Source organism: Balneicella halophila, from assembly GCF_003096835.1.
GTDB lineage: Bacteria > Bacteroidota > Bacteroidia > Bacteroidales > Balneicellaceae > Balneicella > Balneicella halophila.
In genome coordinates this window covers 867578-880630 of sequence record NZ_QENZ01000003.1, presented here as the reverse complement: position 1 = coordinate 880630, position 13053 = coordinate 867578, and the positions used below count along the sequence as shown (strand labels likewise).

The following is a 13053-nucleotide window of genomic DNA, read 5'->3' as shown; positions in this document are numbered from 1 at the left end:
GTGGCTGTATGTAAGTTTTTCACTAAAAATTTCGGATTTTTGTGTAACCTTTGCTTTTGGGGGTACGTCAAAATAAACATAACTAATAAAAAACATGAACCATGAGAAACATTCTAATTCTAATTTGTTTAATTGTATCAACTACGCTGTGTGCACAACAGGAAACATCCATGGATAAAAGTAAAAAATCAAACTCAGGAACAAAAAACAATACTGATACTACAAAGATTCATGCAGTGGGTGTGGAAGTAAGAATAAGTGATAACAATGTTAAAGTCTGCTATGGGAATAAATATGATCAGAACAACTTCCATGGAAACTGGTCTGGCTTGGAGCTTGGACTAAATGGCTTCGCAAATGAAGATTATAGCAATTATGAAATAAAGGATTTCATGGATTTACGTACTATAAAATCTGCAGCTGTTAGATTAAACCTAATACAATATGACCTTGGTATTCAAAAACACAAAAACAATATGGGTTTTGTCACCGGACTTGGACTTGAAAGTAAAAATTTTAGATTTGAAAATGACTACACAATAGAAAATATTGACGGTGTCATACAACCTAAACCACTAACATACAGAAAATTAAAGAAATCTAAATTACATATTCTTTATGTTACGGCACCACTTTTATTTGAGGTGCAATTTCCTGATGCACATAACAGAAGAATACATGTGAGTGCAGGTGTTGAGGGCGGTTTCAGATTATCATCACGTACCAAGATAAAATATAAAGAAAATAGTGGCTGGGAGAAAGCCAAAAATCGTGATAATTTCAACTTAAAAGATTTCAAATTTGACGCACAATTCCGTATAGGCTATCAAGGAATTCATTTGTTTTTCAATTATTCATTGATTGATTTGTTTGAAAAGAATAAAGGTCCTGAATTAACTCCATTTATTATCGGTATTCATATCTAAACGAAAAAACTCCTTTATTTTGTGTAATATTGCAAGTATAAATACTTGTTTTAGAATTCAAAAATGTTTCAGATTTTTCGTAAAGAAATAGCGTTGTATTTCGGTTCGCCGATGGCATACATTGTGGTCGCAATATTTTTATTAGCGAGTGCACTTTTGCTTTGGGTATTTCCTGGTTATCAAAACATTTTAGATACAGAATTTGCAAACTTAGATGGATTATTTACAAATGCACCTTGGCTTTTTCTATGGCTGATCCCAGCATTGTGTATGCATTTATTCTCTGAAACCTATCGTACAAAGAAAAGCCTGTTACTTTTCACCAGACCCTTAAGCACTTGGGATATCATCATGGGAAAATATTGGGCTGGGTTTGTAGTCATTTTATTTGCTTTAATACCCACATTTATTTTCGCCATTAGCATTTATCTGCTTGCTAATCCTGCAGGAAATGTTGATCTTGGCGCCATTGGTGGTTCGTACATCGGATTGCTTTTTTTAGCAAGTATTTACCTGAGCATCAGTCTTTTTACATCGTCTATTTCCAACAATCAACTCATTGCCTTTCTGTTGGGAGTGATACTTTGTGCTTTTATATATACAGGATGGACTTATTTAGCAAGTATTTTCACAAAACAAAGTTTGCAAAATACACTCATCTCTTTAAGCATTGAAGAACATTATTATTCAATATCAAGAGGAGTGATAGATACACGTGACCTAGTATATTTTATCCTTATTACTGTTTTTTTTCTCATGCTGACACAGATAGTAATAACTAAAAAGAGATAAGAGTTTGAAAGTTTTCAAGACATATAAACATTGGTTATTCATCGTAATATTTGTGATTGCAGGCTCAGTCATCTATTGGATTTCACAGACTTATTATTACCGAATTGACTTAACCAAAGAAAGAAGATACAGTTTGTCTCAAAACACCTACGATTTTCTTAAGGATTTAAATCACGATTATGAAGCGGAGATTTATTTGAGTGGTGAATTGCCGTACGGCTTTCATAAATTGCAACAAGCAACCATAGAAATCTTAGAGGAATTAGACAGAGAAACCTCACAAGATATATCGTATGTATTGCCTGAAATTGAACCAGACAATCCGAAAACTGTTGAACAACTCACTCAAAGAGGTTTAAAATACACAAGTGTCAACATTAAAGATAAAGAAGGAAGACTTACACAGCAACTCCTCTTCCCTGCACTGATTTTACACAATCAAGAGAAGGAAGTTGTTATTCCTTTATTACAAAACAATCCGGCTCTCTCTGGGCAGGAGAATTTGAATCAATCCATCGCCAATCTAGAATACGAGTTAGTGAATGGTTTGCGTATGCTTGAACAGGAGAAACTTCCTACTGTCGCATTTTTAGAAGGGCATGGCGAACTTTTGCCCGCACAAACTATCGATTTTGCCACGTCACTTTCCGAAAATTACAATGTTATTCGAGCAACTAGTCAAAACCTTGACACACTTATTGACGCACTTATCATTGCAAAGCCTAATAAGGATTTCCCTGAAGATGATAAGTTCTCTATTGACCAATACATTATGAACGGGGGAAAGGTTCTCTGGTTGGTTGATGAAGTACGAGTGTCTAAAGATAGCCTACGGGCTAATCAACAGGTAACAGCATTCTATAAGCCTTTAAATATAGAAGACCAACTTTTCACATACGGAATTCGCATCAATCCTCAATTGGTACTAGATAGAAATTCAGACTTGGTTAAAGTAAATACTGCATTAAAAGGAGAGCAACCACGCTTCACGGCACTTCCTTGGGCATACGAACCGCTTTTGGAGACTAACCCTTTCCATGTGATTACCAAAGGACTTTCGCCAGTCCGAGCTGTTTTCGCCAATAGTATCGATACGCTATCATTACAAGATATAGAGCCAACTCCTTTACTGCGAACATCAACCTCAACACGTTTAGAAAATGTTCCCAGATTGATTCAAATGCAAGAAATTAGTCGCATGCAAAAGCCCAATTTTTACAACCAATCCAATATTACTGTAGGCGTATTATTAGAGGGGAATTTTTCCTCTGTGTTTAAAGGAAGGCTTGCTTATACACAACAAAAGAACTATAAAGATAAAAGTTCTTTCAATAAAATGATTGTCATTGCCGATGGCGATATCATAAAAAACGAAACCAGAGGTAGCAGAGCATCCATGCAATTTCTTCCTTTAGGTTATAATATTGACTATAAATATGTCCATGGTAATAAAACTTTTTTACTAAACGCTATTGATTACCTCTGCGATGATGAAGGCTGGCTAGAATTGAGAAATAAAGAATATACTCCCGCAACACTTCAAAAAACTAAAGCACGGGCAGAACGAACCTATTGGCAACTGATAAACGTATTATTTCCATTGCTATTTATATTAATCGTTGGTTTTGTTTATTCATTTTATCGGAAAAAGAAATACTCCAAGTAGATAACAAAAAAATAGGAAGTAAAAATATCTAAGCTAAGCATTCTTACATATCTATATTAAATTGTATTTTTGTAGTCAACTAAATGTAAATACTGCATTTTATTATAAAATATAAGACATGAGTAGTTTCGCTTCATTTATCGTATCACGTGCTTTTTGGAAAAATCTGTTTATCTCTATTATCGTAGCTTTTATTCTAATGTGGGTTGGGCTGAAACTTACTAACCTTTATACTCACCACGGAGAAAAAATTCCTGTTCCTGATTTAAGAGGGAAACAACTAGCTGAAGTCGAGGAACTGATAAATGATAGCAATTTAAGATATGAAGTTCAAGACTCTGTATTCAACAGAGGCAGCGAGCCGGGTAGTGTTATTGAACAATATCCTCGTAGTGGTCAAGAAGTGAAAAGAAAACGTCTAGTAACACTTACCATAGCGGCTATTGCTCCACAAAAGGTGCAGATTGATCAAGTTCGTGATCTTTCGTTGCGACAAGCCATTGGTCAACTGAGTAAAAAAGGAATTTACATCAAAAAATTAGACTATGTACCATCATCGTACACGAACTTGGTAACTGGAATTTCATTGAATGGGAAAGAACTAAGAAAAGGTGATAAAATTTACAAAGGCGAGGAAGTCACCTTAATAGTAGGCACAAATGAAGGAGTAACCTTTACCGTCCCTAATTTAAAGGGATTATCAGAAAACTATGCCAAGCGTAAAGCCTTTGAGGCAGGATTGAATATCGGAAAAGTAACCTTTAAAGATGATTCTGAAGAAGGGCGTCGAATTGCCAGAGTACAACATCAGTCTCTCAATTCCGGCGATCTTGCTACCCCCGGATCAAGCATTAATCTAATTCTTGCCAAGCCTGAAACTACAAACGAGAATTAATGGATTATCCTAAAGAAGAACAAAAATATTACGAACATTACAGATATATTGCTGAGCCAGGCATTACCCCAGTAAGGGTGGACAAGTTTTTAATGCAGAAACATCAAAATGCTTCAAGAAGTAAAATACAATCTGCAGCCGAAGCTGGATTTATCCATGTAAACGGTAAATCAGTAAAATCCAATTATAAAGTAAAGCCGAACGATATTGTGGCATTGGTATTAGATTATCCTAAAAAGGAGTTTGAACTGATTCCTCAAGATATTCCTTTGGAAGTTGTCTATGAAGATGAGGATTTACTGGTCATCAATAAACAACCAGGTATGGTTGTGCATCCCTCTTACGGACATTATAGTGGTACATTAATGAATGCACTTGCCCATTATTTTAAAGACAATCCATATTTCAATGAAGAAAACGGTGATGTAAGACCTGGACTAATACACCGCATTGACAAAAACACTTCGGGTCTATTGGTAATTGCAAAAAACGATATCGCAAAAACAAAACTGAGTGCTCAATTTGCCGACAAGACATCGACTCGAAAATATGTAGCTGTTGTTTGGGGAAATTTAGAAGAAAAAGAAGGCACTATCAGAGGAAATATAGGCAGAAACATTAGAGACAGAAAAGTAATGGCTGTATTTCCTGAAGGTAATGAATATGGTAAGCATGCTGTAACTCATTACAAAGTAATAGAGCCTCTAGGATATGTAAATGTAGTGGAATGTGTACTAGAAACCGGTCGTACCCACCAAATACGTGCTCACTTTCAACACATAGGACATCCGCTTTTTAATGACTGGGAATACGGAGGTGATAGAATTCTAAAAGGAACCACCTTTTCTAAATACAAACAGTTTATCGAAAATTGTTTTAAAATATGTCCTCGTCACGCTTTACATGCCAAGACATTAGGTTTTATTCATCCGAGAACCAATGAATATATCGATTTCAATTCACCATTACCTGAAGATATGACGGCTTTGATAGAAAAGTGGCGAGTCTATACTTCAGCAAGAGATGATATTTAAAATAAAATGTTTTTCTCTACAAATTACTGACGATTATAAAATTTAAGAAATGAAGAAGAATATTGCAGTAGTAGCAGGTGGTTATTCATCAGAAAGACAAGTGTCTTTATGGACTGCTGAAAACATTATGAATGCTCTAGATAAGAGTTTATACAATCCTTACTTGGTGCTTATTGACAAAGACCGTTGGTATTTGCAAGCCGGACATACGGAGCATGATATTAATAAGAATAATTTTAGTGTATCGCTTAGTGATTATATCTTAAAGTTTGATTATGCGTTTATAGCGATACATGGAACACCTGCTGAAGATGGTCTTTTACAAGGATATTTTGACATTTTAGGAATTCCTTACTCCGCTTCTGGAGTGATGGAGTCATCGTTGAGTTTCAATAAATTTGCTTACAATCATTTTATCAAAAGTTTCGATGTAGTAAACATTGCAAAGTCAGTATTAGTCCTAGAAAACACTGCTTACAATGTAGATGAAATTATTGAAACAACAGGACTTCCTTGTTTTGTAAAACCCAACCAACAAGGTTCCAGTTTTGGAATTGCTAAGGTTACAAGAAAAGATGATTTATCACCAGCTATTACTAAAGCTTTCGAACAAGATAATGCCGTAATTATAGAAGAATTTATAACAGGCACAGAAGTTACCAACGGAGTCATAAAGTTAAATGGAGAGGTGAAGGCACTGCCAATTACAGAAGTTGTAAGCAAAAATGATTTGTTTGATTTTCAAGCAAAGTATGACCCGGATTTTGCAGATGAAATAACACCTGCACGTATTTCTGATGAACTGACGAAGCAAATTCAAGAAACTACAGAGAAAATCTATAAAATCTCAGGTTTTAAAGGCATTGTACGTATTGATTACATCATAAGAGATAATGACATTTATATGCTTGAAGCCAACACCATACCAGGCATGACTTCCAATAGCTTTATTCCAAAACAATTAGCTTATGAGGGGAAAGAAATGTCAGATATTTTAAGCCAGCTAATCGGATAACTATTTCCCCTAGTAGAAAATTAAAAGAGCCTTGAAACGTTAGTTATCCAAGGCTTTTTGTGTATTTAATGTTCTTATAAAATTAATCTTCTAAAGTAATTCATACATTTTTAGAATCTTTCGAGGAAGTTCTGTGTTGTCATAGTATCCATAAAACGCTTCTGCTCCTACTCCCACTGCTCTTGCAGGACAAGGAATTGCTGTATGAGAATAGGTAGTCCAGCTTAAACCGGCTTTATTTGCTAAGATACGAGCTGCAACTGTAGCTAATGGATTGTAAGGACCATAGCCACACTCCAAACGTGGATTGTGCATACGCTCTTCATACGTCGTCGTAACATCATCTTGCAGTGCTTTTTTAAGATCAGCAATATCATATTGGTCTAATTTCAACTCATCTGTTGTATCAAATCCGAAATATTCTTTTAAAAGTGGATAAATATCTTCATACCTTGCATTATTTGGATGTTTCGCTTTGTAGTCTTCAATCATTTCAGTAAACGCTTCTGTAGAGCATTTTTGATTGTTTAAATACTGATATGAAGTTTCGTAATGTGTTGCAGCGTGTCCTAGGGTTAGTCCGCCAGTTTCATGGTCACTGCAAATAACAATGAGCGTTTCATTGGGATGCTTCAAATAAAAATTATAGGCTTCGCGTACAGCATCATCAAACTGCAAAACTTCTAAAGCTGCAGTTGCTGCGTCATTGGCATGACATGCCCAGTCAATTTTTCCTCCCTCAACCATCATAAAGAAACCATTCGGATTATCTAACAACTCTATTCCTTTTTTCGTAAAATCTACTAAAGTAAAATTTTCGTCGGTTTGGTCTATCACATAAGGAATAGAGGCACCTGATGCGGGTTTTGGGTCAAAAACTACAATTTTATCATCTCCTTTTTTTAATTGTGCAAATTCTGATTTTGAATTGACAAAACGGTATCCAGCTTGTTCAGCTATCGCATAAGCTGATGGATATTTGTTTGCAGAAGTTGCCGTTGATTTATCGATTCCCATATTCGCCAATGGGTTCTTATTACCTTTTTTTACTCCTTCAGGATCTTTAAATCCACCACCGGCAAAATAATTAAAATCACTCTCTGCTAACTCTAAAGCGATATCATAATAATTATTTCTATTAGGCTGATGCGCATAGAATACCGCAGGTGTAGCATGGTCAATTGAAACTGAAGTTACAATACCTATCTTCATTCCTCTTGACCTTAACAACTCTGCCATACTTTTATATTTCAATCCATGGTCACCACTCATGCAAATGGTATTTATTGTTGTTTTATGACCAGCAGCCAATGCAGTACCAGCCGCTGCAGAACCTGTAATAAAACGATTTCCTGCATAGGTTGTATAAGTGCCGTGTACCGGAAATGTATTCATCAGTAAGGTATCTGGCAATATTCGTCCATCTCTATTGGCTAAGTACTCCTCAGCCAAGTGTGCTTGTGCAGGACCATATCCATCACCAATAAAGTAAAAAACATATTTAGGTGCTTTTTGTCTTTTGGCTTCTGCCTTTTTATTATTCGCTGATGTACTTCCAGACAATCCGGACTTATTGTTAACAGCTACAACACAGGATGCCCATAGGAATAACCCTGCAATTAGGTATAGATATTTTTTCATTGATCTTGATATTTTAATAATTTATTTTCAAAGATAATAGAAATTGTAAAGTGTCACATTAACTAAAGATTATTTTCTTACCGCATAGTGAGTCAATAACGTCTTTCTAACAGAGAAAAGGCTGGGAAGTTTCCCAGCCTTTTTACATCACACAAAATTTTGGATTTTATTCTTTGTTGTTAAACAAATAATCAACATCTAATTCCTCTACGTCTCCGAACTCCTTCAATTTCTCCATTGGCATCGTTTTTTTGTCACCAATTAAAATTAGTGTGTAATTATCTCCCTTTACAGCTTCTTTAAAGAATTTTTGAAGATCATCTAATGTCATCGTTTTAAGTTCTTCATAAATATCTTTACGAATATCATAATCAATGCCCAATTTCTTTAAGCTTTCGTAGTTCCAGAAAATTGAAGAACGTGTAATCCGTTGAGACTCTATTTGTTTTAATGCAGATTCCTTAGCAGCCTCAAAATTTTTATGCGCTAAAGGCATGTCATTCATTAATTCATTCATCGCATCTAATGCTTCTGGCAATTTATTTGCTTGCGTACCTATAAATGCCATTACATAAGTATGATCGTCTTTATCTCCAGGTATTGCATAATAAGCATAGGCTGAATAAGCCAATGACTTAGATTCTCTAATTTCTTGGAAAACAATTGAAGAAAGTCCTGCTCCGAAATATTGATTAAACATACTTGACAGAGCCATTTCTTTAGTTGAAAACTCACCTGCTTTTCTCAACATCATTAATTGAGCTTGCACCATATCATAATCCGTAAAGTACACCTTATTTCCTGTATCAACTTCAGTGTATTTTTTGGCTTTAGGATATTCTTTATTCATTCCAAAATTATGATATTTTTGCAATGCATCCTTCAGTCCTGCCACGTCATTTCCATAATAGAAAATGCGGTGCTTATAATTCAATAAACCCTCGATAATGCTTACTAGTTCGGAAGGATTTATCGCTTGTAATTCTTCACGCGATAATACATCCCTTAATGGAGAATCTTCACCGTATTTTGCAAAGTTCATTAAACCACCTCGTAATATGTAGCCTTTATTTGTTTTGGCATTCTTTCGAGACTTCAATATGTTTTTCACCATTTCCTTGTAAGCTTCTGGCTCAGCTTGTACGTTAGCTAAAAGATGCTCTAATAAATCTAATCCTTTTGACATATTTGCTTTCAAACCAGATAAAGAGATATATGATTTCTCTGAGCCACTAGAAACACTGTATGATACACCTATCTTATAAAATTCTTGCTTGATTTGCTCTGGTGTGTATTTGTCTGTTCCTAGATATTCTAAGTAAGAAACTGCTAATGATAATTTCTTATCGTTAAAACTTCCCATATCAAATATGATACTTAAATCAAACAAGTCATTATCCTCATTAATGATATACTCAATCTTTTTACCATTAAGTTCTGTTGATTTAATTTTCTCTTTGTAATCAATAAACTGAGGCTTTAATGAGCCAGTTTGCTTAGCTAATAAGTTTGTACCAAACTCAGATACTTTAGTTCGGTCTATTTGGATAGGTGTAATACCAGGATTTTCAACTTTAACTAAGTTCTTATTTTCACCTTGTCGTTTGTAAACAATCACATAATTATCCTTATAGTGCTCATTTGCAAATTTTACAATATCATCTTTAGAAATCTTTCGTAAATCTTGATAAAATGCTAATCTATTTGCCCAATCTACTCCTTGAATATAGCTTGAATATAATAGAGAAGCGACATTGTTGGCTTTCTCAATAGAGCGAATCGCATTTAATTCCATATCATTGATTGTAGCTTCAATCAGCCATTCTGGGAATTCTCCTTTTTTTACTTTTTCAATCTGCTCTAACAATAAGTCTCTAACTTCTTCTAATGTTTGACCTTGTTTAGGCATTCCATTAAAACTGTGGTAAGTGTATTCTTTCAATATATTTGGAGAACAGCCTGCACTAAGCATTTTTTGAGCTTGATTGATGTTTAAGTCAATTAAACCTGCTTTACCGTTAGCTAAAATCATATCGATCAAAGTGACATATTTTTCATCTTCGCTACCAGTACCGCCATCGAATCGGAAAGCCATGCTCATGCGCTCTGCTTCTTTACTAAAAACTTCTTTTATGATAGGCTCTGTGATTGGCTCTTCTCTAGGAAATGTTTTCTCAGGTAAAGGTTTGGATTTAAAGTTCCCAAAATATTGATCAACTAGGGCTATTGTTTTATCAAATTCAATATCTCCAACCAATACTATCGCCATATTATTGGGCACATAGTAAGTACCAAAATATTCATGAATAGCTTTCATTGAAGGTGTCTTCAAATGTTCTGAAGTACCAATCGTTGTTTGCTGTCCATAAGGGTGATTTGGAAACAATGCATCAATCATAGCATAGTGTACCAATCTGAAATCATTATCTTGTGCTCTATTGAACTCTTCATATACGGCTTCTAATTCTGTATGAAAAAGGCGAAGTACAAGTTCACTAAAGCGTTCACTTTCTAACTCCAACCATCTCTCCAACTCATTTGCTGGAATGTTATTTTGATAAACCGTTTCTTCATACCAAGTATGCGCATTAGTACCACTAGCACCCATAGATGACATTAATTTATCATACTCATTAGCTGCAACATAAGTTGCTGCAATCTGGGAAATCGAATCAATCTTTTTATAAATCTCTTTACGTTTTTCTAAATCTTGCTCCGCTTTGTGCTCTTCATACAAATCAGAAATTTGTTGTAATAACTCTTTCTCTGAGCCCCAATCCAGTGCACCCACCTTGCTAGTACCTTTAAAAAGCATATGCTCTAGGTAGTGAGCCAATCCGGTATTGGTAACAGGATCATTATTAGAACCTGTACGCACTGGAATGTATGTTTGAATACGCGGTGCATTCTCATTTTTACTTAAATATACTTTCAAGCCATTTTCTAATGTGTAGATTCTTGTGCCTGTGGGGTCGTTAGTTACAGTTTCGTAACTGTACCCATTTGCATCTGTGTGTTTTTCAACTTTATACACCTTATCCTCAGCTCGTAAAGCCAGAGAAAGGAATAAAAAAGCTGATAAAATAAATAAACGTTTCATCATTTTTAATTGATTTTAATTTTAATAGATCTATACTAATCCATTTTAAAGATAATTTCTTTCAAGCAAACACTCGTATTTTTTATTAGTTTTTAACAATTAAATAGTTCCAACTTGTATAAAATAGAATTGGACGAACTAGAAATTTATAAAAATTTCATACGAATATATTTTCCTAAAATCCTTCCTAAAAAATGTGGAAAATCTCTATAATAAACATACATTTGTAGCAATGATATGTAACCTATAAAACATTGTTTTTAAAATGAAGAAGATTATAGAATGTGTTCCTAATTTTAGTGAAGGGAATGATATGCAAGTGATTAAACAAATCACTGATGTTATTGAAGCAGTAGATGGAGTGAGCTTGCTAGACGTAGATCCAGGCAAAGCGACAAACCGTACGGTAGTAACTTTTGTAGGTACGCCTGATGAAGTTGTTGAAGCCGCTTTCCAAGCTATCAAAAAATCATCTGAATTGATAGACATGAGTAAGCACAAAGGCGAACACCCACGTTTTGGTGCTACTGATGTTTGTCCATTCATTCCTGTGGCTAATATTTCTATGGAAGAAACGGTAGAATATGCTAGGAAATTGGCTAAAAAAGTCGGTGATGAATTAGGTCTAGCAGTATATTGCTACGAGTCTGCCGCTTTAACTCCTGAGCGCAAAAACTTAGCAAAAGTTCGCTCTGGTGAATACGAAGGTTTGGCTAAAAAATTAAAAACAGACGCTGGAAAACCAGATTTCGGTTCTGATGAATTTAACCCTAATTTTGGTGCCGTAGCTGTAGGTGCCAGAAACTTCCTCATTGCCTACAACGTAAACTTAAATACAACTTCTACTCGCCGTGCCAATGCCATTGCATTTGATGTGCGTGAACGTGGTCGTGTGAAGCGCGAAGGCGGAAAGTTGACAGGAAAGATTCTTCGAGACGAAAAAGGCAACCCAATTAATGAGCCGGGAACATTAAAATCTGTGAAAGCTATCGGCTGGTTTATTGAAGAATATGGCGTAGCACAAATCTCTATGAACCTAACAGATATCTCGGTTACTTCTATCCACAAAGCATTTGATGAAGTTTGTGACAAAGCACAAAAAAGAGGTATCCGCGTAACTGGCTCTGAACTTGTAGGATTGATTCCTTTAGATGCAATGCTTGAGGCCGGTCGTTACTTCTTGCGCAAACAAAAACGTTCTACGGGTGTATCTGATGCTGAATTGATTAAGATTGCTGTAAAAACAATGGGACTTGATGAATTAGCACCATTCGATCCTGAAGAAAAGATTATTGAATACAAGATGCAAGAGGACAAGAAGCGATTGGTGGACTACTCTGTTCAAGGCTTTGCAGAAGAAACCGCATCAGAATCACCTGCTCCGGGTGGTGGTTCCGTAGCAGCATATATGGGTGCTTTGGGTGCATCTCTTGCAACTATGGTAGCTAACCTTTCATCACATAAAAGAGGATGGGATGACCGTTGGGAAGAATTTTCTGACTGGGCAGAAAAAGGAAAGCATTACCAACAGGCACTGCTCCGTGCAGTAGATGAAGATACAGATTCATTCAACGCGATTATGAATGCTTTTGGACTACCTAAAAGTACTGATGAGGAAAAGCTAGCTCGCAAACAAGCTATTCAAGAAGCGACAATCTATGCCGCAGAAGTGCCATTAAAAACGATGCAACTTTGCTACGACAGCATGGAAGTTATCAAAGCGATGACTGAAATAGGAAATCCAAATTCCGTAACGGATGCTGCAGTAGGTGCATTGGCCGCTCGCTCTGGTGTATTAGCAGCTTACCTAAACGTACAAGTTAACTTAAAAGATGTTGAGGATATCAAAATCGTTGAGAAAATGTTAGGTGAGGCAAAGAAAATTGCAGAGGATACCGTAAATATGGAAAAAATTATTCTTGATATTGCTGAAGGAAAATTATCTGAATAATTAACATTCCATTTTATATAATCTAAGAAGGGA

At 35.5% G+C, this 13053-nt stretch carries 9 protein-coding genes; 7 read left to right on the top strand and 2 right to left on the bottom strand.

What is annotated here, in order from left to right:
- Positions 1-101 precede the first annotated feature (101 nt).
- The 6 genes from C7377_RS03920 to C7377_RS03895 all read left to right on the top strand — a co-directional run bounded on the left by C7377_RS03920 (position 102) and on the right by C7377_RS03895 (position 6328).
- The gene (locus C7377_RS03920) at positions 102-926 is read left to right on the top strand and encodes an outer membrane beta-barrel protein (protein ID WP_116496005.1); all 825 of its coding nucleotides are present in this window, start codon (positions 102-104) and stop codon (positions 924-926) included.
- A gap of 63 nt (positions 927-989) precedes the next feature.
- Positions 990-1718 (top strand): ABC-2 transporter permease, encoded by a 729-nt coding sequence (locus C7377_RS03915; protein WP_133241456.1) that lies wholly within the window; start codon positions 990-992, stop codon positions 1716-1718.
- A 4-nt stretch (positions 1719-1722) separates the two neighbouring features.
- Positions 1723-3384, top strand: a complete 1662-nt coding sequence (gldG, locus tag C7377_RS03910; RefSeq protein WP_116496003.1) for a gliding motility-associated ABC transporter substrate-binding protein GldG — start codon at positions 1723-1725, stop codon at positions 3382-3384.
- A 118-nt stretch (positions 3385-3502) separates the two neighbouring features.
- Positions 3503-4279 carry a PASTA domain-containing protein gene (locus C7377_RS03905; RefSeq protein ID WP_116496002.1) on the top strand — a complete coding sequence of 259 codons (777 nt, stop codon included), beginning with the start codon at positions 3503-3505 and terminating at the stop codon, positions 4277-4279.
- A complete protein-coding gene (locus C7377_RS03900; protein ID WP_116496001.1) occupies positions 4279-5313 on the top strand; it encodes an RluA family pseudouridine synthase in 1035 nt (344 codons plus the stop codon). The genes C7377_RS03905 and C7377_RS03900 overlap by 1 nt, the downstream gene beginning before the upstream one ends.
- Positions 5314-5362: 49 nt before the next feature.
- Entirely contained in the window at positions 5363-6328 is a 966-nt protein-coding gene (locus C7377_RS03895; RefSeq protein WP_116496000.1) for a D-alanine--D-alanine ligase, read from the top strand.
- Positions 6329-6418: 90 nt separating this feature from the next.
- On the opposite strand, the gene C7377_RS03890 is transcribed toward C7377_RS03895, so the two are convergent.
- Both C7377_RS03890 and C7377_RS03885 read right to left on the bottom strand, forming a co-directional pair.
- Positions 6419-7969, bottom strand: a complete 1551-nt coding sequence (locus C7377_RS03890; protein WP_116495999.1) for an alkaline phosphatase — start codon at positions 7967-7969, stop codon at positions 6419-6421.
- Between the two features lie 166 nt (positions 7970-8135).
- Complete coding sequence (locus C7377_RS03885) at positions 8136-11072, bottom strand: M16 family metallopeptidase (RefSeq protein WP_207778402.1); 2937 nt, start codon at positions 11070-11072, stop codon at positions 8136-8138.
- 262 nt (positions 11073-11334) lie between these two features.
- Here C7377_RS03885 and ftcD point away from each other — a divergent pair, with 262 nt between their 5' ends.
- A complete protein-coding gene (gene ftcD / locus C7377_RS03880; RefSeq protein WP_116495998.1) occupies positions 11335-13020 on the top strand; it encodes a glutamate formimidoyltransferase in 1686 nt (561 codons plus the stop codon).
- Positions 13021-13053 lie beyond the last annotated feature (33 nt).

Bases quoted from the DNA above. Each gene is read 5' to 3' on its own strand.
- C7377_RS03920 (WP_116496005.1), top strand. From the start codon at position 102: ATGAGAAACATTCTAATTCTAATTTGTTTAATTGTATCAACTACGCTG.
- C7377_RS03915 (WP_133241456.1), top strand. From the start codon at position 990: ATGTTTCAGATTTTTCGTAAAGAAATAGCGTTGTATTTCGGTTCGCCG.
- C7377_RS03905 (WP_116496002.1), top strand. From the start codon at position 3,503: ATGAGTAGTTTCGCTTCATTTATCGTATCACGTGCTTTTTGGAAAAAT.
- C7377_RS03900 (WP_116496001.1), top strand. From the start codon at position 4,279: ATGGATTATCCTAAAGAAGAACAAAAATATTACGAACATTACAGATAT.
- C7377_RS03895 (WP_116496000.1), top strand. From the start codon at position 5,363: ATGAAGAAGAATATTGCAGTAGTAGCAGGTGGTTATTCATCAGAAAGA.
- C7377_RS03890 (WP_116495999.1), bottom strand. From the start codon at position 7,969: ATGAAAAAATATCTATACCTAATTGCAGGGTTATTCCTATGGGCATCC.
- C7377_RS03885 (WP_207778402.1), bottom strand. From the start codon at position 11,072: ATGATGAAACGTTTATTTATTTTATCAGCTTTTTTATTCCTTTCTCTG.
- ftcD (WP_116495998.1), top strand. From the start codon at position 11,335: ATGAAGAAGATTATAGAATGTGTTCCTAATTTTAGTGAAGGGAATGAT.